The following is a 26233-nucleotide window of genomic DNA, read 5'->3' on the forward strand; positions in this document are numbered from 1 at the left end:
AAAATCTGAATGTATTCTAAAAACAATTGTGTTATATAATGAACACTAATTTTGACCTGAAAGGATTTTTATTAATGGATAAAATTAAACAAATAGCATTAATAATTAACAAATTAAATATCAAAGAAAAAATTAAAATTATCGATGATTGCAAAAATCAATATTCAATTAGAAACTTATGTCAATATCTTCAATTAAACAGATCAACATATTACTTTTTAAAAAATAAACAAAAACTTATTAAAAAAGAAAAAAATCATATTATTAATTGCAATCATAAATATCAAGAATTATGCCAACTTTTAATCGAATTTCATTCTACAAGAAAAGGTAGAATTTATGGATATTTAAGAATTTTTTCAGCTTTTAAAGAGTGATTAAAACAAGAGAAAAATATCATTTTAAATATAGAATTATCAACAAAACAAATGCGAAAAATTATGAAAAAACACAATATTCAAGGATTAAAACAAACTAAAAATAACTATCCTAAAAACAAAAAAAATCCAAATAAGTGAATACCTACAATGGATAAAGTAAACAAAGATTACAAAAGTACAACCGCTTCAAATCAAATTTGATCAATGGATACTAAACAAATAAACACCAAAGAAGGTTGACTATATCTTTTTGTAATTATTGATTTTTATTCAAATAATGTTGTTAGTTATAATACATTTTCAAATAAATCATATCAAGATTTAATTCTTCCTGCACTTGAAAAAATAAACAACCAATTTTCTTGAAATCAAATAAAAAACGTTATTTTACATTCAGATAACGCCAACGAATTTTATTGTCAAGAAATTACAAAATGAGCAAAAAACAAACAAATAATTTTAAGCAAAAAACAACCATATGATATTGGCGGTAATGTCATATCTGAAAATTGATTTTCACATTTATCTCAAGAATGATTGCCTAAAGACTCAAATCAATATTTAACAATCAATGAAGCTATTAATGATGTAAATCAATATGTTATGTTTTATAATTATGAAAGAATACATTCTAAATTTTTAAAACCACCAATATTACAAATAAAAATTTAGAAATATCTATCAAAATATGGTCCAGTAATTAGGGCTAACCACCCCCATCCAAAGTACCAGATCAGTTACCATCAGAAATAACAAGTACAAAACAGATGTTTCAAAGTGCTTCATCGTTTGATCAAGATATTTCGGGTTGAGATGTTTCAAATGTTACAGATATGAGTGATATGTTTGCATATGCAACTTCATTTAATCAGAATATTTCAGTTTGAAGAGTAGAAAAAGTAAAAATTATGAGAGGTATGTTTTTTAATGCACATGCTTTTGATCAAAATATTTCAAGTTGAAATGTAAATAAAGTGACAGATATGCATGGTATGTTTGCTGGTGCAAGAAAATTTAATCAAGATATTTCGGGTTGAGATGTTTCAAATGTAATAACTATGCATTCTATGTTTGCCGGTGCAATAACGTTTGATCAAAATTTATCACAATGAAATGTTTCAAAAGTAATAATTCATGATAATTTTGCCATTAATTCTTGAATTAGTAATAGCATTGATAAATTGCCAAATTTTAATTTTTAGATTTTATAATTTATGATGAAAGTTTGAAAGAATTATTAGTGATTTTTAAGAAAACCAAAAATTGCTTTATAGTAGAAAGTAATGTATAATATTAGCGGGGATGTTCTGGTTTCGACAGGAGTGAACAACTAATTGTGGCAGTGGTTTGGTAGACCATAATACTACGAGGTTTCATAACCGGAAAACAAACTAAAACCGTAGTACCTAACTGATTCACAACAAAGTTAAACAACTTTGGATTTGGTTTAGGAAATCAAGCAGTTTTACCTGCTTAATTACTTAAGAAGTAAATACTACCGTTACTAATAGCAAGTTTATCATTATTAGTAACGTATCATAGGATAAACTAGAAAAAATGATGTTAATAAATTTTTTCGAATTTCCATTAACTAGCTATTCATAATTTCGTATAATTTATTATTAAATAGTGATTTTTCTAAATTATACTAAACTGTAGATACAGTTAGTCAGTTAACTTTTGGACGCGGGTTCGATCCCCGCCATCTCCACCATAAATTAAATGCACAATTGTGCTTTTTTTATTATTTAATTTAATAATTAATTATAAATACCTTTATAAAATTTTAATTAGTGAAATAAATAATAAAAAAATATTTAAATATTTTATGAATAATATTGTAAAACAAGTTGCAAATAGTAACTAGTCTTGGTAATATTGAAAAGTCTTTAAATTTTTTTAATTATATTTGGAGCCGTGGCCAAGTGGTTTAAGGCATAAGTCTGCAAAACTTTGATCGTCGGTTCGAATCCGATCGGCTCCTCCAAAATATTAATAATATTTGCAAATATACTTGTAAATATTACTTTTAATAAGTTATAATTGATTAGGTTTAATGATTTAATGAGTTACTATAAATTTTAGTAATTAAATGCGCCTGTAGATCAATTGGATAGATCGTTTGACTACGGATCAAAAGGTTGTGGGTTCAAGTCCTGCCAGGCGCACCATCGGGATGTGGCTCAGCTTGGTAGAGCGCTCGGTTTGGGACCGAGAGGTCGCAGGTTCGAATCCTGTCTTCCCGACCATTATTAAATAAGGGCCCTTAGCTCATTTGGTAGAGCGCCTGCCTTGCACGCAGGAGGTGGTCGGTTCGATCCCGATAGGGTCCACCATTATATATCAGTTAAACATTTAAACTAAAACTGGCGAGGTAGCTCAGTTGATTAGAGCGTTCGGTTCATACCCGAGAGGCCATGGGTTTGAGTCCCATCCCCGCTACCATAGTCTAGGACCCTTAGCTTAGTTGGTTAAAGCTCCCGGCTCATAACCGGGCGAGCATTGGTTCGAATCCGATAGGGTCCACCATACTTAAATACTCGGAGGCTTACCCAAGTCCGGTTGAAGGGAACAGTCTTGAAAACTGTCAGTGCGCAAGTGCTCGAGGGTTCGAATCCCTCAGCCTCCTCCATTATTATTAAATTTTATACATCGCGGAGTGGGGAAGTGGTATCCCGTCGGGCTCATAATCCGAAGATCATTGGTTCAAATCCAGTCTCCGCAACCACGGTCTTGTGGTAAAGTGGTTAATACGCCTCCCTGTCACGGAGGAGATCGCGGGTTCGATCCCCGTCAAGACCGCCATTTAGAAAATAAAACATAAGCAGTATTAATTTAGAGAGTAAGTAAAAAGTCTTACTCTTTTTTTTATTGGTATAATGAATAATTATTTTATTCATTATGGAAGAAAGTTTTTGATTGATTAAGTAAATTAAAAATATTAAAATACACGTATAGTTTAAATAATAAATATAATTTTATTTAAATTTAGCTATTATTTTATAATAGTTTTTAATTTTTAAAAAGGAGCAAAAATATGATAAATAATTTATTAATCTTTAATAACTCATCTTCAAGTATCGTAAGTAGCAATAATGTTGAGACATTGATACCAGTGAATAATGTATTAACATTAGAAAATGGTATCAATGAACCAATTTTAAAAAATATATTATCATTAAATTTTTTATATAATATTGAAATGAGTTCTAAAGAACAACTGCAATTACTAAAGGCAGAACAATTACAATTATTAACGAAAAAACACATTAAAATGTTTAATAAAAAACAAATTCAAGCATTTACAGAAGAACAAATACCACATTTCACAAAAGAACAAATTCAAGTATTTACTTTACAACAAGTTTCATGATTTACTAAAGAGCAGAATTCATGATTTACTAAAAAACAACTTGCAGCCTTTACACCAGCACAAGTTTTAAAGTTTAAGAATAAAAGAATCAAAAAAATAATTCAAAGAGAACAATTTCAAACATTTACATTAAAACCAATAAAAGTAACTTCATTAAGTTTAAATAGAAAAAAACGTTCGACTCGTTCGAATTTAGAAATGTATACTAGTCACCAAATTCAATTATTAACAAAAAAACAAATTCAATCATTTACACCAGAACAAATTCAAGCAGGACGTATTGCAACATTAGTTAGATTTAATAAGAAATTAAATGAGAGATAAAACTCTCATTTTTAATTGTTGAACAATTATAATTAATTATTTTGATAAATCTGTACTTTATTAAAGTAATTAATTATTACATAACTAAATAAAAATTATTAAAGGCTATAGTGCAGATATAACTAATAGTAATTTTTGTGTTGCTCTTTTAAAACTTGATATTTTTTGGTTCCCTTCCCCTAGAACCCCTACCCTCCAAGGCTTTGCTACTTACAGTAGCATAAGCCTTACGTATAGTAGAAGAAGTATTTAGTTAGTAGTATATAAGCCTTTTATCACTGTAGGTGATAAGGCTTATACATAGAAAGGATTCGTAATGATTAATGTTAATTTAGATATTAAAAATAAAGTAAGAGAAACAACTAAAGGTATGTTATTAGAAATTGGTGAATATGAAACATGATTTCCAATTAAAGATACTATTATTAATCAAAATAATAAAAAAATAACATTAAAAATAATTGAAGATTTTAATTATAAATTAGGTAAAAAATCAATTACAAAAGATATTGAAAGTATTAAAGGTAGTGAAATTTTAAAATATATAAAAAATATTTCAGATATTACTACAAATGAAAATAAATTAATATCTTGTGAATTTTATGAACAATATAATGGTTATTATATTTTTACAAATGATAAAAATCAAGAATGTTTTAAATATAACATTACATGAGAAAAAGATATGAAAAGTTTTAAAATAAATAATCCATATAAAGATAATGATTTAGTAATAAATTATATTGTTACACCAATGAAAGATATAAATACTCATAATGAAAAAATATTTTATTTAAAGTATTAAAGGAAATTAATATGTTATTAAATGTTGAAAAAATAGAATTAATTAAAAATTTATGTAATGAAAAATTACTTAAAAATAAAAAATATATTGAAATACAAGAAATATTAAAAATTATAGAAAGAGAGAATTAATTTATGTTGAATTTAAAAGAAGATAAAAGAATATATTTAAAATATGAAGAAATTGAAAAAATATTTGGTTCATGTGATATTTGTCATAAAAATTCATCATTTGCAAATAGAACTTGTAATAAATGTTTTTATAAATTAATTGGTGAAAATAATGAAATGTAATATTCATAATGAAAAATATATATGATTTTCTGAATTAGAAAATACATATTATTGTAATAAATGTATAAATGACATGATTGAAGAAGATATGTATTTAACAAGTGATAATTGAGATTATTTATAGCTAACGAAAGTAATGTTTACTCATAAATAATGTAAAATAATAATATGTAATTTAAACAATTCTTGCACTTACAAGTATAATTCAGCAATAATTAAAATAGATTAGGAAGATTAAATTATGCCAAAACCATACAGTGAGGACTTACGAAGAAAAGTAATAGAAGTTTATGAAAGTAAAAACATGAAAATTAAAGAAATTTGTAAAGTGTTCAATATCACTAGAAAGACTTTATTTTTATGAAGAAAAAGAAAGCAAAAAACCGGAAATATAAAACCAATTTTGAATTATCAAAAAGGACATAGCCACAAAATAAAGGATTTAGATGAATTAAAAAATTATTTAGCAGAAAATAAAGATGTTACAGTTCAAAAAGTAATTGAAAAATTTGGTGATATGACAAAAGAAACAGTTTATAACTATTTCAAAAAACTAAATTATACATATAAAAAAAACTTTTCTATATGAACAAAGAGATAAAAATAAACAAGAAGATTTTTTAAAAGAAATAGCGAAAATAATGAATGAAGATTTGGTATATATTGATGAATCTGGAATTGATGATAATGAATTTTATAAATATGGTTGGTCTGAAAAAGGTAAAAGATTATTTGATAATAAACCTGCATATAAAATAAAGAGAATGAGTATAATTGGTGCACTAAATAAAGGTAAATTAAAAGCTCTATGAGCATTTGAAGGACATTGCAATAGTAAAATTTTTGAATCATATGTTAAAAATATACTAATTCCAGTATTAAAGTGTGGACAAATTATAGTTTTAGATAATGCGACGTTTCATAAATCTAAAGCAACAAAACAATTAATTGAAAATGCTGGATGCAAACTATTATTTCTTCCACCATATTCTCCTAATTTAAATCCAATTGAACATTTTTGATTTGCTATAAAACATAATATAAGAAAAATATTACCAAATTATTGACCAAATATTAAAAACGCGATTGATTTTGTTTTTCAAGATATGAGTAAACATTACTTTAGTTAGCTATATATGAATATTATATTAATGAATTACAATTAGAAAATTTTAAAGGAGTGTAAATATGAATCAATTAGAATTACAAAATGCAAGAAAATTAATAGAAAAATTTGAAGAATTACAAGAAGAATTTAATAGTAAATATGAAAATTGAGAAATTACAATTGATGATGATGGTGATTTAAAAACTTATAATGATTATTTTACATATGAAGATGTAAATAAATTAGAACAAGCAATTATTGATTATAAAAGAATTTTTAAAGGTTAAAGGAGATGAATAAATATGACAGCAGCTCCTAAAAAGAAACCAGAAGATTTAATTATTAAACAAATTATTATTAGACTTACTAAAAGTGACCATTATGAATTAAAAAAACTTTGTGTAAAAAAAGAAATTACAATTAATAATTTTGTAAGGGATTTAATTAAAAATGCAATAAATAGAAAGAGTGATAAAAATGAATAATAATTTATATAAAAAAATACTTAAATTACAATTAGAAATTGGTAGTACACCTAAAAATGGTTTTAATACTCATGGTAATTATAAATATTGATTATTAAGTGATATTTTTAATAAAGTTAAATTATTATGTAAAGAATTAAATATTGTTATTACACATGAAGATATATTAACAACTGATAGAAAAATAAATTATTTAGAGACTAAAGAAGTAGAAATAACTTATTTTAAAAGATATACAATTATTGATTTAGATAATGATAAAGAAATTAAATATTTTGATATATTAGCATGTGCTAAAAATAAAGATGTAGCAAAAGCAAAAGGTAGTGCAGAAACTTATGCTTATAGATATTTTTTAATGAATTTATTGTTATTAAGTGAAGATGAACTTGACCCAGATAATGATAATGTTAATTTAATACAAAATAATAAACAACAAAATAATTATATTAATAATAATGTAAAAATACAAAATGAAAAATGAGAACCAAGTGAAAAACAATTAGATTATTTTGAAAAATATATGATTACAAATACAGTTTTATTTGATGAATGTATCAGAGAAGATATGGAAAGATTAAATCCAAGTAATAATAAAGATTTTTTAATATTAATGGGTGAAAATTATTTAAAAACTTTATTTGATAAATTTAAAGAAATTCGTGAAAGATTTAAAAATTTAAAAAATAATAATAAAAATGAGTATAGAAATTATGAATAAATGTAAATATTGTAATAAAAGAATTTGATTAACTAATTATTGATGTATGAATTGTTTAGAAATATTAATTATGAATTTAAATAAAAATAAGGAGAATAAATAATGGGATATTGAACAAAGTATAAATGTGTTTTTTGTGGAGAAATAATGATTGGTGATGAAGAAAATATTGAACATGTAAGAGAACATAGAAAGGGTATTAGATAATGAAAAAAGTTGAAATTAATAAAGAAAATAATGAAAAATGTGGATTTGAATTAAATCATCAAGGTAAAAGTGTATTTCCACCACAAGAACCAATACCATGTTGTTTTAGTGAAGTTAATACTCTAGGTAAACATATAACAAATTGCACTAATTTACCAACAAAATTAGATAAAGATAATGTACAAGTAAGATATTTTTGTGAAGAACATATGATTAAAGTTGAAAATATAAGAAGAAAAATGGCTCAAAAATATATTAATGAATATAAAGAAAAATTAATTGAATATTGTAAAAGATGTGATTATCAATTTAGTAATTCATGATATACACAAAAATATGATGATAATATATGTACTGATTGTTTTGCTGAAGAAGGTGAATGAAATGAAGAATTAGAAGGAAATGATGATGAAGATGATGAATAATTATTTACTTTCAATTGACCCAAGTATTAAAAATACTGGATTTACATTATGAGAAAAAGAAAATATAAGTAATAATTTTATAATAATTTGAAAACCAATATTTGTTAAAAGTTATAGTTTTAAAAATTATAAGGGAAAAAGAAGTTTTTATTGAGCTATAAATGCAAATAATGATGAATTAGATTTAATTATAGAACGTGGTTTTCCTAATATGAAAGGTTCTGAAACACAAGACCATCTTCGTGGTTTTATTGCTGGACAATTTAATAAATTATTAACAAAAGATATGTTAATAAGTCCTAGACAATGACAAAATTGATATTTAAAAGAATTAAGATATGAAGAAGATGATTTATTTAAAGATAAAAAGTGAAATAAAGAAAAATCATTATATAGCTAACGAAAGTAATGTTTACTCATAAATAATGTAAAATAATAATATGTAATTTAAACAATTCTTGCACTTACAAGTATAATTCAGCAATAATTAAAATAGATTAGGAAGATTAAATTATGCCAAAACCATACAGTGAGGACTTACGAAGAAAAGTAATAGAAGTTTATGAAAGTAAAAACATGAAAATTAAAGAAATTTGTAAAGTGTTCAATATCACTAGAAAGACTTTATTTTTATGAAGAAAAAGAAAGCAAAAAACCGGAAATATAAAACCAATTTTGAATTATCAAAAAGGACATAGCCACAAAATAAAGGATTTAGATGAATTAAAAAATTATTTAGCAGAAAATAAAGATGTTACAGTTCAAAAAGTAATTGAAAAATTTGGTGATATGACAAAAGAAACAGTTTATAACTATTTCAAAAAACTAAATTATACATATAAAAAAAACTTTTCTATATGAACAAAGAGATAAAAATAAACAAGAAGATTTTTTAAAAGAAATAGCGAAAATAATGAATGAAGATTTGGTATATATTGATGAATCTGGAATTGATGATAATGAATTTTATAAATATGGTTGGTCTGAAAAAGGTAAAAGATTATTTGATAATAAACCTGCATATAAAATAAAGAGAATGAGTATAATTGGTGCACTAAATAAAGGTAAATTAAAAGCTCTATGAGCATTTGAAGGACATTGCAATAGTAAAATTTTTGAATCATATGTTAAAAATATACTAATTCCAGTATTAAAGTGTGGACAAATTATAGTTTTAGATAATGCGACGTTTCATAAATCTAAAGCAACAAAACAATTAATTGAAAATGCTGGATGCAAACTATTATTTCTTCCACCATATTCTCCTAATTTAAATCCAATTGAACATTTTTGATTTGCTATAAAACATAATATAAGAAAAATATTACCAAATTATTGACCAAATATTAAAAACGCGATTGATTTTGTTTTTCAAGATATGAGTAAACATTACTTTAGTTAGCTATATATAGTTGGTGGTTTAATTAGACAACAAAATTGAAATATAACTATATCAAATCATGATGAAGCAGATAGTTTATTAATTGGTTGATATTATTTAAATAAGGAGAATAAATAATGAGTAAAGATGATTTAAAACCATGTAAACATTATATATATTATAAAGTACAAAATTATTATTTTGGAGAATGTGATATGTGTGATGAAGAAAAGGAGAATAAAATGCAAAACGAAAAATACAAAGGATGAAAAAACCCATTTAATTTCGAAATATTTATAGAAGAAAACAACAAGGAAAAATAAATAATGATTAATGAGTATGATTGAATATGATATTGTGATATTTATGGTTGTAAAAATAATAATAGTAAACAAGAAATATATGTATGTTCAATTAAAAAAGATACAAAATTAGGATTATGTAAAACTCACTTAAATAATTATAAAAATATAAAAATTGATTATGTTATTGATATAAAGGAGAATAAATAATGCAAAAAGAAAAAATTAAAATTAGAAATTATGAATTTGAATTAAATTCTTATGTAGTAGATTCCTTATTAGATGTTATAAGAGAACTGATAAAAACAAATAAGGAAGTAAAATAATGCAAAAACAAAAGCAAGAAAAAGTATTATTAAAATGTATTGTTAAAGATTGTAATAGTAAAGTATTAGTTACTTTAAAAACTGTAAATATAGAAGATAGTGTAGTTCAATTTTTTAATATGTGTTATTTTCATAAAAAACAATTTAAAAATAAAGTAAAAGAAATAAAAAATAAGGAGTAAATAATGAATTTATGAGATTTTTTAAAATATAGTGATAAATATAATGTTTTTAAAATATTTACTGAAGATAAAGAAATATATTTTTCATGAAATGGTGGAAGTAGTGAATTAGATGATGACCGTACTTTATTAGGTTATGAATTAGCAGATTGAAAAGTTTTATCATATAAACAATATCCAAATGAAATTAGAGTATTTATTAAATTAGATAATCAAGAAATGTGTTCATATAATCATTTTCCAAAAACAAAAGAAGAAAGATTAAATTATAAATAAGGAGTAAATAATGGTTTGATGAGAAATATTAACTATAGTATCAGTATCAGTAATATTATTTTTAATGATTATTTCAGTACTAACAGATGTTATAACTAAAATTATTAATTATTGATAATATAACTAAATTATCTATATTAAATATAGAAAATATGATATAATTAATAAAGAGAAGTTAACCCGTTTCTAATTATTTATAACTTCTCTTTTTTATATTTTAATTTATAATATTAAATATAAATAAATTATTATGAAATGGGTTATATATTATGCAATGATGGGAAATTTTATTGACATTATTAGGTATTTTAGTTGGTGCTGGTGGAGTATCAGCAATATTTATTGCATGATTAAATAATAGACATAATAAATCAGAAAATGAAAAAAATAGAGAACATAACAGTATAGAAAATGAAAAAGATAGACAAAATAAATTAAAAATTGAAGAAGAAAAAACTAAAAGACTTATTTTACAAATTCAAAATGAAAAAGATAAAGAAAGAGAAAATTTTAAAAAAGAAAATTCAAATAATCCTACTTTAATTTTAGAATTGTACAGAAAAGGAAGAAAAGGAAAACAATAGTTTATTTTATAAATTACTATATAATAAAACATGAGTTAAAATAATAAAAAAAGGAATTTTAAAAAATGAATACATTTATTGAAAAAGAAAAAATAAAAGTTTTAAATGAATTTTTAAATCTTTCTTTAATTAAAATTGCTAGAAAATATTTAAAATTATTAAAAAATAATCGTAAAATAAATACTAATGAAATTATTTTAGATGTTTTAGATATTTCTGTTTATTTATCAGAAAAAGATATAAACATAAATGATAAAAATTTTTTAAAAAAATTTAAAAATCCTAGTAAAAAAGAACAAAATAAAATTATAAAAGCATTAAAAAATCCAAATAATGATAAAATTTACAAAGATTTGGCTATAGAATTAGGAATAATTTTTTTAGTTATAAAAGATAAAGTAATACAAGATAAATTATTTAATTGTTTGTTTAAATTATATATTGAAAACAATGAGAATATAAATATATTTTTTAAAGTCAAAAAAGAAGATAATTTTTATAATGAATTTAAATCTGATTTTATAAATAATATAAATAATAATAAATTTATTTTTTGTTTACCATCATAAAAAAAGTTACCTAAATGGTAACTTTTTAATTAGGTGCCAACCTAATCATATACCGATATACTTACCATTTAGGTAAGTATATTCACATTATACATTATTTAAGATTGTGGGGAAATATTACTTTGATTATTTTTTAATTCTGATTTTTCTTTTACTTTTTTTCTTTGTTCATAATCATATAATATTTTTCTTCCTTTTTTAATTCCCAAATCTGTTAATAATTCATTATATTTTTTTTGCATTATAATAATTCCAATTTGGATGGGGCCACTTAGCCCTTTTTACTAGACCATTAATTTAAAAAATCTGAATGTATTCTAAAAACAATTGTGTTATATAATGAACACTAATTTTGACCTGAAAGGATTTTTATTAATGGATAAAATTAAACAAATAGCATTAATAATTAACAAATTAAATATCAAAGAAAAAATTAAAATTATCGATGATTGCAAAAATCAATATTCAATTAGAAACTTATGTCAATATCTTCAATTAAACAGATCAACATATTACTTTTTAAAAAATAAACAAAAACTTATTAAAAAAGAAAAAAATCATATTATTAATTGCAATCATAAATATCAAGAATTATGCCAACTTTTAATCGAATTTCATTCTACAAGAAAAGGTAGAATTTATGGATATTTAAGAATTTTTTCAGCTTTTAAAGAGTGATTAAAACAAGAGAAAAATATCATTTTAAATATAGAATTATCAACAAAACAAATGCGAAAAATTATGAAAAAACACAATATTCAAGGATTAAAACAAACTAAAAATAACTATCCTAAAAACAAAAAAAATCCAAATAAGTGAATACCTACAATGGATAAAGTAAACAAAGATTACAAAAGTACAACCGCTTCAAATCAAATTTGATCAATGGATACTAAACAAATAAACACCAAAGAAGGTTGACTATATCTTTTTGTAATTATTGATTTTTATTCAAATAATGTTGTTAGTTATAATACATTTTCAAATAAATCATATCAAGATTTAATTCTTCCTGCACTTGAAAAAATAAACAACCAATTTTCTTGAAATCAAATAAAAAACGTTATTTTACATTCAGATAACGCCAACGAATTTTATTGTCAAGAAATTACAAAATGAGCAAAAAACAAACAAATAATTTTAAGCAAAAAACAACCATATGATATTGGCGGTAATGTCATATCTGAAAATTGATTTTCACATTTATCTCAAGAATGATTGCCTAAAGACTCAAATCAATATTTAACAATCAATGAAGCTATTAATGATGTAAATCAATATGTTATGTTTTATAATTATGAAAGAATACATTCTAAATTTTTAAAACCACCAATATTACAAATAAAAATTTAGAAATATCTATCAAAATATGGTCCAGTAATTAGGGCTAACCACCCTAATTTTAAATCGAATAATAACTTAGAAAGAAATAATGCAAATAAATCACAAGAATTAATAAATATAAATAATGAAGAAGAAATATTAATTATGGATAATATTGAATTACAATCTGTATGTGATGAAAATGTAGAAAATCTAAATAATGAAGTTGATAAGTGAAAACAAATAAACGCAATAGATTTATCAGATTATCACTCAAAATTAGCAAGTGCAAATATTTCTGGATACTCCATATAATCGAAAAAATATTTAAACAATACTATATTATTAAAATAAACAATAATTTTCAATAATTATTGTTTATTTTTCATATTACTTGTACTTAAAAATAGATATTATTAATTATGTTTGTATTTATTTTAAAATAATAATTTGATTATTTTATATATTTAAAATTCGGATATAAGTTAACTATATAGTTTTTAAATAAAATGCATTATAATTATTTTATAGGATGGGTGAAAGATATGGATAAATCATTAGATAAACAATTTTTAACTACAAGTAATCTTATTGGTCAAAAAGAGTTAAAGAAATTAAAGGAAACTCCTTTACCTTCATTATTAGATTTAAATTTAACAAGAGTTTACTTTACTAGTCTTGGTGATGGTTTTTCGCGAATATTTATTTTAACTATTCAAATTTTTTGAATTGGCTTGATTTTTTTTAATGGCATTGGTTTTGGTCAATTGGTTGCTAATCTTCCTGGTATACCATCAGCACCAGTTTTTCAAAGTGCAATATTAAAAGTAGTAGCAATGTTAGTTACTGTTTTATTTGCTTTTATAATTTTAATTATGGTTTTACCCGTTTTTTTATCTAAAACTATTAGAGGTATTGGTTTAAGTTGTTTATTTTTTTTAATATTTGGTTCTATTGTTAATTTAATAATTATTGGTATTAGTTTTTTTATGTTTTCTTATAGTGACAGTCCTTATCGAATCACAGTATTGATTTTCGCGGTTATAGCACTCTTATTATGATGAATTGCTATTTTGCATTGATGATTAAATACTATTGAAAATAAAAAATATTTAATTAAAAGTATTATTAAAATGTATGAATTAAGTTTTAGATAATGGAAATTTAGGTGAATAATATATGGCTAAAAAGAAAGATAATGATGATTGAAGAAAACTAAATAATATTACTAAATACGTTACTGGTAAAGTAGAACCAGTAAAAGTAAAAAAAACTTTTCTGACAATAACTATTTCTTTAATTATGATAATTGGTTTAGCAATTAGCACTTTTTTTATTGCTCTTGCTATGCAGAGTGCTTTTAATATTGGTGATTTTAAACAAAATATTCCAGAAGAATCAATTATTGTTGATATGAATGATGTTCCAATTGATAGTAGTAATAAAAATTTACGTTTGCCATTTTTTGAAGAAGAATCAAAAAAACAAGTTTTTGATTTATTAATAAAAGAATCTTGATGAGATAGTTTTTTTCCAACTAATATTACTAATTATGATTTCACTTTTTATAAACCCAATAGTAATGATGAATTAGATAAGAGTTTAATTCAAACTGATGGTGTTACTAAATTTGATTTAAAATTAAAGTTACAATCTTCATTTATTGAATTTAAAATACCAGTAATTGCATTAATTAAAAATACTGCTAAATTTTATGAAAAATTTATGATGTTTAATCAATTTGAAGGAAAATTTAGTAAACATGTTTCGGGAAAATTTCCAAATGGTAGTGATTATTTGCAAGAGCAATGAACACATGGTTATTTACCAACTAATTTTTATTATGCGGATAAAATTGATAATACTATTATTTATAAAACAATCGAAGATGAAATTAATAAATTTATTAATGATTATAAAGAAGAATTTGCTAGTGATACTCATCTTTATCCAATAATATCAACAATTCCTTTAGCAGATATTGATTTTAATGATGTAGCTACTATTAAACCATATTTCGAATTAGTTCATAATCCCGAATTAAATTATGTTGGTAATGCTGTGAATAGTTCCAAAGAATATGTTAATCTTTATTCATATTCTTCAAATTTTCCATTAAAACCTTTTTATATAACATATGTTTCTAATCCAAATGTTGTTTATGATTTCATTGATTTAAAACCAACAAGTATTGAAAAGGTTATTGATTATCTTAAAGTTAATACTATTGATTTTGTTCCTTTTAGTATGGTACAAGAAGCAGTAGATAGTGATGAATCATTAATAAAATATAGTCCTCCACATGTATTATTGACTAGTGATAATAGTGGTAATCATTTTAAATATAAGGAATTGAGTTATTATTTTGGCTTTTCAAATTCAATAAATAATAGTATTGAAAATATTAATGTTAATGATTATATTAATATTGGTAATTTAGAAACTTTTTTAGAAAATAAATATTGACAAGAAATGTATCAATTTGCAAAAAATAATTCTACTTTTTTCTTATTAGATTATCCTGATTCGAGGGTTGATCCAAATATTAATTGAAATCTTGTTATTAAATCACTTGCTACTTTTAAAGGATATTTTGTTAAAGCTTTAAAGGTGCAAATTAATGAGTTAAGTGCTTTTACTTTTTTAGATATTGATGGTAATAACTTATCATTAAAGGCAACTGATATTATTAAGACTAATGATATTAAAAAAATTAGATTTCATATTGGAAAAGATTTGATAAGCAGTGACTATGTTCCCAAGCCCCATAGTTTTAATTTTACTTTTAAAGTAAAGTGAATTTAAATACTTAAAAATAAGTATTGATTTTATGAAAATGGGTTAAATTTTGATAACTATAATTTAATATTCATACTAATTATAGCTAACTAAAGTAATGTTTACTCATATCTTGAAAAACAAAATCAATCGCGTTTTTAATATTTGGTCAATAATTTGGTAATATTTTTCTTATATTATGTTTTATAGCAAATCAAAAATGTTCAATTGGATTTAAATTAGGAGAATATGGTGGAAGAAATAATAGTTTGCATCCAGCATTTTCAATTAATTGTTTTGTTGCTTTAGATTTATGAAACGTCGCATTATCTAAAACTATAATTTGTCCACACTTTAATACTGGAATTAGTATATTTTTAACATATGATTCAAAAATTTTACTATTGCAATGTCCTTCAAATGCTCATAGAGCTTTTAATTTACCTTTATTTAGTGCACCAATTATACTCATTCTCTTTATTTTATATGCAGGTTTATTATCAAATAATCTTTTACCTTTTTCAGACCAACCATATTTATAAAATTCATTATCATCAATTCCAGATTCATCAATATATACCAAATCTTCATTCATTATTTTCGCTATTTCTTTTAAAAAATCTTCTTGTTTATTTTTATCTCTTTGTTCATATAGAAAAGTTTTTTTTATATGTATAATTTAGTTTTTTGAAATAGTTATAAACTGTTTCTTTTGTCATATCACCAAATTTTTCAATTACTTTTTGAACTGTAACATCTTTATTTTCTGCTAAATAATTTTTTAATTCATCTAAATCCTTTATTTTGTGGCTATGTCCTTTTTGATAATTCAAAATTGGTTTTATATTTCCGGTTTTTTGCTTTCTTTTTCTTCATAAAAATAAAGTCTTTCTAGTGATATTGAACACTTTACAAATTTCTTTAATTTTCATGTTTTTACTTTCATAAACTTCTATTACTTTTCTTCGTAAGTCCTCACTGTATGGTTTTGGCATAATTTAATCTTCCTAATCTATTTTAATTATTGCTGAATTATACTTGTAAGTGCAAGAATTGTTTAAATTACATATTATTATTTTACATTATTTATGAGTAAACATTACTTTCGTTAGCTATATATAAAATAGTTTTAATTATATAGGTTATTAATTGTAAAATTAATATAAATTTGTTATTATTCTTGTGTATAAAAAATATAAATAATATAGTAGTTTTTAACCCATTGTTTGTTGAGATAAAAGCAAATGGGTTTTTATTTTGAAAGGAAAATTATAAATGATATTGCAAAAATATAAAAAATTAAAATTAGTAACCTTATTTTTATTTATTTTAACTATTTTAATTATGGTAATTGGTTTAATGTTAATTGGTTTTTCTAATTTTGATAAAAGTTTTTTTGAACATCTTAAATTATATAAAGAAAAAAGACTTATTATAGAAATAACAATAGAAATAACAAATGGATTTAGTTTATTAAATTATATGAGTGTAAATTATATTTTAAATCATTCTGCAGAAAATATATGTTCATCAGTAGTTCATAATTATGATGGTTATTATGATTGAGTTCAATTACAAATTGGAGTTATTTTTTGTATAATTTTAACTCCAATTTTTGGATTTTTTACTATTGCATTAACTTTTTTAATTATTGGTTTAAAAGTAAAAATAAAAAATAATAATTTTTGAGATGCAATCCAAAAATGTGAAATAATTAACAGTTATTATGTTCATTAGGTATTTTGTTTTTAAAATATATTAAGTATTATTTTTAGTGAATCAACAAAATGTTTTATTTTATATAATGATTTATAATGATTTATAATTTCTTATTTATTTAAAAAATATTTTTAATAATTATTTAATTTTGGATGGTCAAAGTTAAATAATTATTTTTTTGTTTTTAATTTTGCCATATTATATTTTAAAAAAATAAATTTAAATTTGATAATTTTGTAAAATTAAACACTTATAATTTTAATTTATATCAGATACTATTATTAAGTTTTAATACCTAAAATAAGTTATAATATAAATAAAAAATAAGGGGTGTTAGATATATGGAAGAAAAAAAAGATGACTTAAAAAATACTCCATTGTCAAATGTTGATAATAGTATTATCAAACCAAATAATGATAATCCATCATTTAAAGATATTGAAGAACAACGTTTTACTACTTATAATCCGTTATTAAGTGATAGTATTAAATTTAAAAGAATGTATTGAAGTTCAAAAATGGAAAATATTGCTCGTATTTTGTTACTTACAGTTTCTTGTTTTCATTTAATTTTTTCTTATTTTTTAGCTAACAATTTGGTTAATCAAATTTTGAGTAATAAAGGTAGTAACATGAACCCAACTTATATAATTTATATATTTTTAATTATAACTCTGGGATTTAATTTTATATTTTATTTACCAGTAGCGATTGGTCGCACTGCTAGTGCTATGTTTGGATGATCAATTGTTTATATTATTTTAGCAATTGCTTATTTTATAGTTTTAGAAGTATTTTGTACAATTTTGTTAGTGGTTAATGGATTAGTAAATGAAACTGTTTCTGCAGAAGTTCCAATATTTATGATTATTGTTTTACTAATAACTGTTTTATGATTAATTGCTGCTTGTTTATTAATTGTTAAAAGTGATGATGTAAGAAGAGAATTAAGTGTCGAATAAATAATAAGTAAAGGAGAATATAAATGAGTACAGATAGTTTACTTTCTAAGCGAATTGAACAATTAATTAAAGTAATTAGCGCTGATGTTTATGAAAAAGAAACTGTTTTTAAACTTGCTATTTTGGCGTTATTATCAGGAGAATCAATATTTTTATTAGGATTACCAGGAATTGCTAAATCATTAATTTCACGACGAATTAAATATGCGCTCCATGATGGGCGAAATTTTGAATATTTAATGAATCGTTTTTCTACTCCAGAAGAAATTTTTGGACCAATCTCAATCAAAGATTTATTAAAAGGTAACTATGTAAGAATTATTGATCAATATTTGCCTGCTGTTGATATTGCTTTTTTGGATGAAATTTGAAAAGCAGGCCCTTCAATTCAAAATACATTACTAACTATTATTAATGAAAAAATCTTTCGTAATGGTGGTGTTGATATCAAAGTACCATTAAAACTATTAATTTCAGCTTCTAATGAGTTACCAGAAAGTGGTAAAGGTTTAGAAGCTTTATTTGATCGTTTTATTATTAGAATGATAGTTTATGGTTTAACTAATGAAGAAAATTTTAATGATATGTTAGAAAGTATTACTAGTTTAGAAGTAAAAGTTCCACTTGAATTACAAATTAAAACTTCTGAATATGAAAAGTGATTAAAAGAATTGGAAACTACTGTTACTTTAAGCAAAGAAACATTAAATTTTATTTCTCGTTTTCGTAAAATTTTAACAGAAGCAACTAATGGTAAAGCTTACATTTCCGATCGAAGATGAAAAAAAATTGCTAAATTAATAAAAGCTTCAGCTTATTATAATGGTAGAACAACTACTGATAAGCCTGATTTATTGATTATTCCTTACTGTATTTGAGATAATGAAGATCAAGAAAAAGAGTATACAAAACTTTTCAATGAAGCATATTGTGAAGATTTAACTTACACATTGAAACAAAATCAGATTGAACTGGAAAGTGAGTTGGAAACATTAAGTAATAATGCCGAAAACATTAAAGATAGTCAAAATCAACCATCTATTTACTCCAATCCATTTTCTGAACAAATTAAAGGCATATATTATCGTTTATTATGACATAGTGATGAGTTTCCAATTTGTTTTATTAGTAGAAAGGATTTTCAGTTATTATTACGACGTAATAAAAAGAGTCATAATATTCAATTATTTTATGGTAAAAGTTTAAGTAAAATGGAAGGTAATCAGAAGTTTGAGTTACAATTAAAGAATTCTAGTGAATTAATAAATATTACAAATAATTCTATAATTCAAGTTGAATTAACTAATACTGATAGTAAATCACAATTTGGAAATATTAATAGTCAAATTAAAGATTTAAAGCAACAAATTAATGAATTAAAAGTACATTTTGAACAAGAATATCATCGTTTAAGTAAAACCGATTCTATATTTTTTGATGAACAATTTAAATCACTATTAGAAATGGCATTTTTTGATAAAATTTCGCAAATACCAAAAGCAGAAACTGAAACGACTCTTTCATCAGAATCACTAACTGAAGATTCACCAATAACTATTCCAAATGTTAATGATACTAATAATAATTCTGATATTAATTAAGATAGGTGATTATTATGGAACAATTAATTGAATCCCATGTTTCACAAATTTTAGAAACTAAATTGAAAAAAATGTCTTTATCAGAAACAAATTTAAGTAGTTTTACTTGATTTAAAAAAAATTTTGCTTGATTAGCTCCAGAATTTGATCAACAAATTAGTCATTTTTATTTAAATGAAGTTTTAGAAAAAAGTAAAAATATTGTTATTAGTCCCATCATTAAAAGAGAATTACGATTATATTTCTGAGTTATGATTAATGGTATTGATAGATTAAAAAATAATTGACAAGAAATTTACACTAGGGCAAAAATTCTTGATTCACCAATGATTAATTATTTTTATTATTTTCAAGAAAAATTTAAGGATCGTAAACTTAATAGTAAATTAACTTTTGATAATTTTATAAGACATTGAGAAAGTTTAATTGTTCAAAGAATTGTAAATTATAAATTATTTGAAACTATGCAAATGCGTCAAAAATATTTAACAATGTGAAGTAATAATATTAAAATTATTAATGAAGTAAGACATATTGTTGGTTTTGCTTGAAATTTTTTTGGACGATTTTGAGAAGGAGATTTAAATGATTTTAAAAAAATTAATTTAAATACTATTATACAATATGGTGAAATTTTAAATAAGAATCCAGCTATTATTGAAATTGCTAGACTACTTGGTCGTTGAAAAGGAATTTCGGGTTTAACAGAAAAGCAGGTTCATCAAAAAGTACAAATTGAATATCAATTAAAGCCATTAGGAAAATGGCCTGAAGAAATAGTAGGAATTACCGAGGGTAAAGATTTAGAACATTTATTACCATTAGAATTAGTTAATCTTGCTATTCCAGAGTTAAATGCTATTTTTTATAAAAAATTTGTTGAAGAAAAGTTAGCAATTACAGAGTTTGAATCAATGGATTTAGTTGCCACTGAACATCTTGTTGAAGAAGTTGTAGAAGTACCAATTCCCGAAAGTGAAGGCCCTTTTATCTTATGCATTGATACATCTAAATCGATGAGTCATAGTCCAGAAATTATTGCAAAATCAATTGCGCTTGCTATTAGTAAAATTGCTTTACAAGAAAAAAGACCATGCTATATGATCAATTTTTCTGGTAAATTTGAAACTTATGATTTATCTAATTTAGTTTCATCAATTCCCAATCTAATTCATTTTTTAGGTCATAGTTTTAAAGGACATACTAATATTAATCCAGCTATTAGTCATGCTTTAACAATTATGCAATCTAAAACATATCATAATGCAGACTTATTGGTAGTTTCTGATTTTTTATCTGCTAATATTACTAAAAATAATATTAATTTAATGTTGCAACTAAAAGCAAAAGCTAATCGCTTTCATGCTATTAATATTGCTTCTTCAACATTGTCTAATAATTTTAAAAAATATTTTACTAATTATTGACATTATGATCCTCGCGATCCATTTGCTGCGCGAAAAATTGCGTTAAATTTAGCTAAAACTAAAAATAAATCTTAATCTTAATTTTGATAGTTATTTTTTTGCTTTAATAATGATAAAATATTATTAGAGTGAAAAAGTAAACTGATAATGAGAGATGGATAATATGAAAAAAAATAATTTAATTTTAAGCAAAATATTAGTTATTATTAGTGTTTTAACAGTAACAATTAGTTTATCAATTTTTCCATTATTTAATTGAGGTGTTCCATTAAAAAACAATATTGCTATTATTATTACTTTAATCGTTAATAAAGAACCAATTACTAGTAGTTTTTATAAACAATTAATGACTAGTGATAGTATAGTTTCTTTATATACTTTTGGAACATTATTGATTTTTAATTTAACTTATTTAATACCATTAATTTTTATTAAAAAACCTTTTTCAAGATCAGTTTTTGCTATACACATGTTATTAATAACCTTAGTATTGATACTTTTTGTATTAGTACTTTTTAATTACTTTAATATTAGAAATTTTCAAACTATTCCTTTTAAAGATTTATGAACAATTCCTTGAGCAGGTATTGGTTTAAGTTTACTTACTATTTTTTGATATGGCTTAAAAAATTTATGAGTTAATCCTCCACAGTTATCAAAAAAAAGTAATGATTATAGTAAAAACAAACAAGAAGAAATTAAAAGTGATGATTTACCATCATATGAAGATTTACAATTACAATTAAAAATGTTAAAAAAACAATTAAAAGAAGTTAGAAATATTAAAGGTAAGAAATAATAAAAGTTATTTTAGATTTTTAATTAGATCATTAGCAAACTTTGTTTTTTGATATTTGTTGTTGGTTGATTACTATAGTTAGGTGAATTTATTTGATTTTTACTTGAGTTTAAAATTCATGATTGCAAATATTCTTTCACTTCTAGATTCACTTTATTTATTGATTCTCAAAAATTATCTATACATTCAATTTTGGCACCATTTTCTATTAGAAACTTAACTCCCTCTATATTATTATTATTATTATTATCAGCAATTAGAATTAAGGCAGTTTTACCAGTTTGATTTGTATGATTAATATCAGCGTTATTTTCTACTAAAAATTTAATAACATCTAAGTGATTATTTTGAGCAGCTCGTGTTAAAGCACTTTCTTTATTATAATTAATTATATGGTTAACATCGGCATCATTTTCAACTAAAAATTTAATTATATTTAAATATCCTTTTTTGGCGGCTTTTGTTAAAGCACTATTACCACTACCAATTTTTATATTTTTTTGAAAATAATTTTCTTTGATTCTATAAGTATAAGTAAAAATATCTGAATTTGTATAGTTGACATTAGCATTATTTAGTAATAAAAGTTTAATTTTTTTTAAATCATTTTCTTTTACTGCATTCATTAATTGTTTATTTTTTTCTCTTTCTCTTGCTTGTGGTGAACATCATTTCAAAAATTTAATTACATCTAAATGACCATTTTCAATAGCTCGATCTAAAGCAGTTTCACCACGTAAATTTATTTGATTAACATCGGCATCGTTTTCAACTAAAAATTTAACTATATTTAAATACCCTTTTTTGGCGGCTTTCATTAATGGAGTATTACCACTAGTATTTTTATCTGGATAAGAAGTCACTTTACCGGTAAGTTTTTTACAAATGGAATATTTAAAGTTTCTATAATTGACATCAGCGCCATTTTTTACTAATTTCATCGTTTTTTTAAAATTACCTTCTTCAATAGCAATCATTAATTTCTCATTTTTAGTCATATCTTTTAATGCTCCTTTTCTTTTAACAATTTAATAAAAATCCTAATATAGAAAATATCTATACTAGGAATAAACAATTATTAAATTAATAAAATTATAATTTATTTTTTTAATCTATCAATTAATATGCTTTTTTGTATTTTTAAGGTTTTGAATATTTAATTAAAAATAATTTAAAGAATGTAAGTAAATGATTATAAAATAAGTGTTTTGTATAGTTTGATTTAATTATTATTTTATAGTAGTGTATTATCAATAGTAATTATAATATTTGCAAAATTAGCCTTTTAATAGATTTATTTATTAATAAGGTTTTTTAATATTATAATTTATATTTTAAATTAACATTATTATGAGTAGAAATTTTAATGCCAAGATTAGAACATTTAGAAAAAGAAAGAATAAACAAATTTCTTATTTTACTAAAAAATAGTGATGAAATAAAAATTTTTTTTTAATGATTATAAAGAAGTCATATTAAATGGTGAATGTCAATATATGAATTTTTTTTATGATTTAGATGAATTTTTAAAAAATAAAGAAAAAATTAGAGAACAATTAAAAGCAGAAACAGTTCCTGATAATAAAAAAATAAAAAAAATAAATTCTTTTTTTTAAAAAAGGAAAATAATAAAAAAATGTTTTTAATAGAAAACTTAGAAAAGAAAGCAAATATGTTGGAAGAAATACATAATATTTTATTAGAACTACGTGATAATGCACCAAAACGGGAAATGGAACATATTATTTATTTAAAAATATTATTATTATTATATTTTAATGATACTACTATAGAAGGCAAAACGTTAGATTTTTCTGAATATGAACAATGAACAAAGATATTTATTAAATTTTCTAATATAAGAATGAATGAACTTGAAGGAATTGATTTAGAAAATATTAAAATAATAACTGATGCAGTACAAACTTTATTTTTAGATGTATTTCGTGATGAAACTTTTCAAAGAAAATATAATTTAAATATTGAAAAAGAAAAGTCTAAATTAGAAATAGAAGATGTAATATCTTTTAATCTTTTTAATGATGCACTTGAAATTATAAATACTAAAATATTTAAAACTTATAGCTAACTAAAGTAATGTTTACTCATATCTTGAAAAACAAAATCAATCGCGTTTTTAATATTTGGTCAATAATTTGGTAATATTTTTCTTATATTATGTTTTATAGCAAATCAAAAATGTTCAATTGGATTTAAATTAGGAGAATATGGTGGAAGAAATAATAGTTTGCATCCAGCATTTTCAATTAATTGTTTTGTTGCTTTAGATTTATGAAACGTCGCATTATCTAAAACTATAATTTGTCCACACTTTAATACTGGAATTAGTATATTTTTAACATATGATTCAAAAATTTTACTATTGCAATGTCCTTCAAATGCTCATAGAGCTTTTAATTTACCTTTATTTAGTGCACCAATTATACTCATTCTCTTTATTTTATATGCAGGTTTATTATCAAATAATCTTTTACCTTTTTCAGACCAACCATATTTATAAAATTCATTATCATCAATTCCAGATTCATCAATATATACCAAATCTTCATTCATTATTTTCGCTATTTCTTTTAAAAAATCTTCTTGTTTATTTTTATCTCTTTGTTCATATAGAAAAGTTTTTTTTATATGTATAATTTAGTTTTTTGAAATAGTTATAAACTGTTTCTTTTGTCATATCACCAAATTTTTCAATTACTTTTTGAACTGTAACATCTTTATTTTCTGCTAAATAATTTTTTAATTCATCTAAATCCTTTATTTTGTGGCTATGTCCTTTTTGATAATTCAAAATTGGTTTTATATTTCCGGTTTTTTGCTTTCTTTTTCTTCATAAAAATAAAGTCTTTCTAGTGATATTGAACACTTTACAAATTTCTTTAATTTTCATGTTTTTACTTTCATAAACTTCTATTACTTTTCTTCGTAAGTCCTCACTGTATGGTTTTGGCATAATTTAATCTTCCTAATCTATTTTAATTATTGCTGAATTATACTTGTAAGTGCAAGAATTGTTTAAATTACATATTATTATTTTACATTATTTATGAGTAAACATTACTTTCGTTAGCTATATATGGAACAATTACCTATTTTTACCAAAAAAATACCAAAATATATTAGAGAAATATCAATTATTAAAAAATACGATATACTAGTTGATTATAAATTATTTCTTCTTAAAAGAAATGAAATAAGAGAGACTATTGATATAGTCACAAAGATATCAAAAGAATTATTTGAAAGAAATGAACAATATAAAAATAAAATTAAAAAGAAAGAAAATCAAAACAATACTTTTTCTTTATTAAAAATGGAAGTTGAATTAGTAGCAATAGAAGAAATAATTAATACACTTAAATTAATTGAAGAATATAAACATTCTAAATTTATTTTTGCAATTCGTGGTATATGAAATCTTATTTTAATTTTATATTTAAAAGAAACAAATCATAATAAAGAAATAAAAATTGAAGAATTTCAAAAATGAATAGATAACTTTATTAAAGTATGTAAAAACCAGAGATTTTATATTACAGAACGTGAGAAATTTAAAAGTTTAAGTAATTTTATTGAAATTCTTCAAAATTTTAAAAAAAATATTGTTACAAATAAAGAATTTCAAGAAGAAGTGGCAATCACAGTTATTAGTGAAAAAGATTTTCCTGAAAATATAACTTTGATTAATAATACTTCTAGTGTAGTAACAAATTTAGAAAATAGACCATTTAATATGTAAAGTTTATTTTTTTATTTTAACAAAATATATTGTATAAAATAGAAATAAATTATTATTTTAATAATAATTTTCTCTTTACAAATGATTATAATAGGTGTATTATTGTTAGGAATTATATATTTA

38 protein-coding genes, 9 tRNA genes and 1 other RNA gene are annotated in these 26233 nt (G+C 22.4%); 42 read left to right on the plus strand and 6 right to left on the minus strand.

The genetic code is table 4. The annotated features are described in order from the left end of the window. Positions 1-38 precede the first annotated feature (38 nt). The 31 genes from AACL11_RS04100 to AACL11_RS04250 all read left to right on the plus strand — a co-directional run bounded on the left by AACL11_RS04100 (position 39) and on the right by AACL11_RS04250 (position 11741). The gene (locus tag AACL11_RS04100) at positions 39-1052 is read left to right on the plus strand and encodes an IS3 family transposase (protein ID WP_338986622.1); all 1014 of its coding nucleotides are present in this window, start codon (positions 39-41) and stop codon (positions 1050-1052) included. A 77-nt stretch (positions 1053-1129) separates the two neighbouring features. Beyond that, complete coding sequence (locus tag AACL11_RS04105) at positions 1130-1582, plus strand: BspA family leucine-rich repeat surface protein (protein WP_338988487.1); 453 nt, start codon at positions 1130-1132, stop codon at positions 1580-1582. Positions 1583-1678: 96 nt separating this feature from the next. Beyond that, positions 1679-2094: a transfer-messenger RNA gene (gene ssrA / locus AACL11_RS04110) on the plus strand. Positions 2095-2291: 197 nt separating this feature from the next. Beyond that, positions 2292-2367: transfer RNA gene (locus tag AACL11_RS04115), tRNA-Cys, on the plus strand. Between the two features lie 107 nt (positions 2368-2474). Next, a tRNA-Arg gene (locus tag AACL11_RS04120) sits at positions 2475-2551 on the plus strand. A gap of 1 nt (position 2552) precedes the next feature. Then, a tRNA-Pro gene (locus AACL11_RS04125) sits at positions 2553-2629 on the plus strand. 11 nt (positions 2630-2640) lie between these two features. Beyond that, positions 2641-2716: transfer RNA gene (locus tag AACL11_RS04130), tRNA-Ala, on the plus strand. A gap of 32 nt (positions 2717-2748) precedes the next feature. After that, positions 2749-2825, plus strand: a tRNA-Met gene (locus tag AACL11_RS04135). A 7-nt stretch (positions 2826-2832) separates the two neighbouring features. Then, positions 2833-2909, plus strand: a tRNA-Ile gene (locus AACL11_RS04140). A gap of 13 nt (positions 2910-2922) precedes the next feature. Then, a tRNA-Ser gene (locus AACL11_RS04145) sits at positions 2923-3012 on the plus strand. A gap of 21 nt (positions 3013-3033) precedes the next feature. After that, positions 3034-3108 (plus strand) — tRNA-Met (locus AACL11_RS04150). A gap of 1 nt (position 3109) precedes the next feature. Further along, a tRNA-Asp gene (locus tag AACL11_RS04155) sits at positions 3110-3185 on the plus strand. Between the two features lie 232 nt (positions 3186-3417). Further along, positions 3418-4077 (plus strand): hypothetical protein, encoded by a 660-nt coding sequence (locus tag AACL11_RS04160; RefSeq protein ID WP_338988260.1) that lies wholly within the window; start codon positions 3418-3420, stop codon positions 4075-4077. Between the two features lie 316 nt (positions 4078-4393). Next, positions 4394-4882: a hypothetical protein gene (locus AACL11_RS04165; RefSeq protein WP_338986766.1), complete on the plus strand. Its 489-nt coding sequence runs from the start codon at positions 4394-4396 to the stop codon at positions 4880-4882. A gap of 134 nt (positions 4883-5016) precedes the next feature. Continuing rightward, positions 5017-5175 (plus strand): hypothetical protein, encoded by a 159-nt coding sequence (locus tag AACL11_RS04170; protein WP_338988261.1) that lies wholly within the window; start codon positions 5017-5019, stop codon positions 5173-5175. Continuing rightward, positions 5165-5299, plus strand: coding sequence for a hypothetical protein (locus AACL11_RS04175; RefSeq protein WP_338988262.1), 135 nt, complete (start codon positions 5165-5167; stop codon positions 5297-5299). The genes AACL11_RS04170 and AACL11_RS04175 overlap by 11 nt, the downstream gene beginning before the upstream one ends. Before the next feature lie 117 nt (positions 5300-5416). Then, positions 5417-5776, plus strand: coding sequence for a helix-turn-helix domain-containing protein (locus tag AACL11_RS04180; RefSeq protein ID WP_338973555.1), 360 nt, complete (start codon positions 5417-5419; stop codon positions 5774-5776). Positions 5777-5804: 28 nt separating this feature from the next. Continuing rightward, a complete protein-coding gene (locus AACL11_RS04185) occupies positions 5805-6305 on the plus strand; it encodes an IS630 family transposase (RefSeq protein WP_338988468.1) in 501 nt (166 codons plus the stop codon). A 58-nt stretch (positions 6306-6363) separates the two neighbouring features. Beyond that, positions 6364-6570, plus strand: coding sequence for a hypothetical protein (locus AACL11_RS04190; protein ID WP_338988263.1), 207 nt, complete (start codon positions 6364-6366; stop codon positions 6568-6570). A 15-nt stretch (positions 6571-6585) separates the two neighbouring features. After that, positions 6586-6768 (plus strand): hypothetical protein, encoded by a 183-nt coding sequence (locus tag AACL11_RS04195; protein WP_338986770.1) that lies wholly within the window; start codon positions 6586-6588, stop codon positions 6766-6768. Then, entirely contained in the window at positions 6761-7489 is a 729-nt protein-coding gene (locus AACL11_RS04200) for an ERF family protein (RefSeq protein ID WP_338988265.1), read from the plus strand. Before AACL11_RS04195 ends, AACL11_RS04200 begins: the two co-directional genes overlap by 8 nt. Before the next feature lie 206 nt (positions 7490-7695). Beyond that, positions 7696-8121, plus strand: coding sequence for a hypothetical protein (locus AACL11_RS04205; RefSeq protein WP_338986776.1), 426 nt, complete (start codon positions 7696-7698; stop codon positions 8119-8121). Further along, positions 8111-8521, plus strand: coding sequence for a hypothetical protein (locus tag AACL11_RS04210; protein WP_338988267.1), 411 nt, complete (start codon positions 8111-8113; stop codon positions 8519-8521). The genes AACL11_RS04205 and AACL11_RS04210 overlap by 11 nt, the downstream gene beginning before the upstream one ends. 113 nt (positions 8522-8634) lie before the next feature. Beyond that, positions 8635-8994, plus strand: a complete 360-nt coding sequence (locus tag AACL11_RS04215; protein ID WP_338973555.1) for a helix-turn-helix domain-containing protein — start codon at positions 8635-8637, stop codon at positions 8992-8994. A 28-nt stretch (positions 8995-9022) separates the two neighbouring features. Then, positions 9023-9523, plus strand: a complete 501-nt coding sequence (locus AACL11_RS04220) for an IS630 family transposase (protein ID WP_338988468.1) — start codon at positions 9023-9025, stop codon at positions 9521-9523. A 116-nt stretch (positions 9524-9639) separates the two neighbouring features. After that, positions 9640-9825 carry a hypothetical protein gene (locus tag AACL11_RS04225; protein WP_338988269.1) on the plus strand — a complete coding sequence of 62 codons (186 nt, stop codon included), beginning with the start codon at positions 9640-9642 and terminating at the stop codon, positions 9823-9825. Positions 9826-9828: 3 nt separating this feature from the next. Next, positions 9829-10014 (plus strand): hypothetical protein, encoded by a 186-nt coding sequence (locus AACL11_RS04230; RefSeq protein ID WP_338988271.1) that lies wholly within the window; start codon positions 9829-9831, stop codon positions 10012-10014. Between the two features lie 115 nt (positions 10015-10129). Further along, positions 10130-10312: a hypothetical protein gene (locus AACL11_RS04235; protein WP_338987501.1), complete on the plus strand. Its 183-nt coding sequence runs from the start codon at positions 10130-10132 to the stop codon at positions 10310-10312. 3 nt (positions 10313-10315) lie between these two features. Continuing rightward, positions 10316-10588 (plus strand): hypothetical protein, encoded by a 273-nt coding sequence (locus AACL11_RS04240; protein WP_338988273.1) that lies wholly within the window; start codon positions 10316-10318, stop codon positions 10586-10588. 269 nt (positions 10589-10857) lie between these two features. Further along, the gene (locus AACL11_RS04245) at positions 10858-11172 is read left to right on the plus strand and encodes a hypothetical protein (RefSeq protein ID WP_338988274.1); all 315 of its coding nucleotides are present in this window, start codon (positions 10858-10860) and stop codon (positions 11170-11172) included. A gap of 65 nt (positions 11173-11237) precedes the next feature. Beyond that, positions 11238-11741 (plus strand): hypothetical protein, encoded by a 504-nt coding sequence (locus tag AACL11_RS04250; protein ID WP_338988275.1) that lies wholly within the window; start codon positions 11238-11240, stop codon positions 11739-11741. A 98-nt stretch (positions 11742-11839) separates the two neighbouring features. Here the strand turns inward: AACL11_RS04250 and AACL11_RS04255 are convergent, their stop codons facing one another. Beyond that, on the minus strand, positions 11840-11983 hold the full coding sequence (locus AACL11_RS04255; protein WP_338988276.1) for a hypothetical protein: 144 nt from the start codon (positions 11981-11983) through the stop codon (positions 11840-11842). A gap of 97 nt (positions 11984-12080) precedes the next feature. On the opposite strand from AACL11_RS04255, the gene AACL11_RS04260 reads away from it, so the two are divergent. The 4 genes from AACL11_RS04260 to AACL11_RS04275 all read left to right on the plus strand — a co-directional run bounded on the left by AACL11_RS04260 (position 12081) and on the right by AACL11_RS04275 (position 15869). Next, a complete protein-coding gene (locus AACL11_RS04260; RefSeq protein ID WP_338986622.1) occupies positions 12081-13094 on the plus strand; it encodes an IS3 family transposase in 1014 nt (337 codons plus the stop codon). Between the two features lie 135 nt (positions 13095-13229). Further along, on the plus strand, positions 13230-13379 hold the full coding sequence (locus tag AACL11_RS04265) for a hypothetical protein (protein ID WP_338988277.1): 150 nt from the start codon (positions 13230-13232) through the stop codon (positions 13377-13379). Between the two features lie 230 nt (positions 13380-13609). Then, positions 13610-14221 (plus strand): hypothetical protein, encoded by a 612-nt coding sequence (locus AACL11_RS04270; protein ID WP_252319175.1) that lies wholly within the window; start codon positions 13610-13612, stop codon positions 14219-14221. 22 nt (positions 14222-14243) lie between these two features. Then, positions 14244-15869: a hypothetical protein gene (locus AACL11_RS04275; protein ID WP_338988278.1), complete on the plus strand. Its 1626-nt coding sequence runs from the start codon at positions 14244-14246 to the stop codon at positions 15867-15869. Positions 15870-15948: 79 nt separating this feature from the next. Here the strand turns inward: AACL11_RS04275 and AACL11_RS04280 are convergent, their stop codons facing one another. Then, the gene (locus AACL11_RS04280; RefSeq protein ID WP_338988471.1) at positions 15949-16521 is read right to left on the minus strand and encodes an IS630 family transposase; all 573 of its coding nucleotides are present in this window, start codon (positions 16519-16521) and stop codon (positions 15949-15951) included. Then, positions 16478-16837, minus strand: coding sequence for a helix-turn-helix domain-containing protein (locus tag AACL11_RS04285; protein WP_338973555.1), 360 nt, complete (start codon positions 16835-16837; stop codon positions 16478-16480). Before AACL11_RS04285 ends, AACL11_RS04280 begins: the two co-directional genes overlap by 44 nt. 280 nt (positions 16838-17117) lie before the next feature. On the opposite strand from AACL11_RS04285, the gene AACL11_RS04290 reads away from it, so the two are divergent. From AACL11_RS04290 to AACL11_RS04310, 5 genes are all read left to right on the plus strand, one after another. Beyond that, positions 17118-17579 carry a hypothetical protein gene (locus AACL11_RS04290; RefSeq protein WP_252319173.1) on the plus strand — a complete coding sequence of 154 codons (462 nt, stop codon included), beginning with the start codon at positions 17118-17120 and terminating at the stop codon, positions 17577-17579. 323 nt (positions 17580-17902) lie between these two features. Continuing rightward, the gene (locus AACL11_RS04295) at positions 17903-18523 is read left to right on the plus strand and encodes a hypothetical protein (protein WP_252319172.1); all 621 of its coding nucleotides are present in this window, start codon (positions 17903-17905) and stop codon (positions 18521-18523) included. Between the two features lie 23 nt (positions 18524-18546). Next, positions 18547-20124: an AAA family ATPase gene (locus AACL11_RS04300; RefSeq protein WP_252319169.1), complete on the plus strand. Its 1578-nt coding sequence runs from the start codon at positions 18547-18549 to the stop codon at positions 20122-20124. Positions 20125-20138: 14 nt separating this feature from the next. Beyond that, on the plus strand, positions 20139-21626 hold the full coding sequence (locus AACL11_RS04305) for a VWA domain-containing protein (protein WP_252319166.1): 1488 nt from the start codon (positions 20139-20141) through the stop codon (positions 21624-21626). Positions 21627-21714: 88 nt separating this feature from the next. Beyond that, positions 21715-22350, plus strand: coding sequence for a hypothetical protein (locus AACL11_RS04310; RefSeq protein ID WP_338988279.1), 636 nt, complete (start codon positions 21715-21717; stop codon positions 22348-22350). Between the two features lie 23 nt (positions 22351-22373). Here the strand turns inward: AACL11_RS04310 and AACL11_RS04315 are convergent, their stop codons facing one another. Then, a complete protein-coding gene (locus tag AACL11_RS04315) occupies positions 22374-23348 on the minus strand; it encodes an ankyrin repeat domain-containing protein (protein WP_338988281.1) in 975 nt (324 codons plus the stop codon). Between the two features lie 674 nt (positions 23349-24022). Here AACL11_RS04315 and AACL11_RS04320 point away from each other — a divergent pair. Next, positions 24023-24439 (plus strand): hypothetical protein, encoded by a 417-nt coding sequence (locus AACL11_RS04320; RefSeq protein WP_338988282.1) that lies wholly within the window; start codon positions 24023-24025, stop codon positions 24437-24439. Here the strand turns inward: AACL11_RS04320 and AACL11_RS04325 are convergent. Together AACL11_RS04325 and AACL11_RS04330 are read right to left on the minus strand one after the other, a co-directional pair. Further along, a complete protein-coding gene (locus tag AACL11_RS04325; RefSeq protein WP_338988471.1) occupies positions 24436-25008 on the minus strand; it encodes an IS630 family transposase in 573 nt (190 codons plus the stop codon). The two genes, AACL11_RS04320 and AACL11_RS04325, sit on opposite strands and share 4 nt — an antisense overlap. After that, complete coding sequence (locus tag AACL11_RS04330) at positions 24965-25324, minus strand: helix-turn-helix domain-containing protein (protein ID WP_338973555.1); 360 nt, start codon at positions 25322-25324, stop codon at positions 24965-24967. Before AACL11_RS04330 ends, AACL11_RS04325 begins: the two co-directional genes overlap by 44 nt. Before the next feature lie 123 nt (positions 25325-25447). On the opposite strand from AACL11_RS04330, the gene AACL11_RS04335 reads away from it, so the two are divergent. Continuing rightward, positions 25448-26110 carry a hypothetical protein gene (locus tag AACL11_RS04335; RefSeq protein WP_338988284.1) on the plus strand — a complete coding sequence of 221 codons (663 nt, stop codon included), beginning with the start codon at positions 25448-25450 and terminating at the stop codon, positions 26108-26110. Positions 26111-26233: the final 123 nt, after the last annotated feature.

The sequence above is a fragment of the Spiroplasma endosymbiont of Dasysyrphus albostriatus genome, from assembly GCF_964019495.1.
Classification (GTDB): domain Bacteria; phylum Bacillota_I; class Bacilli_A; order Mycoplasmatales; family VBWQ01; genus Spiroplasma_E.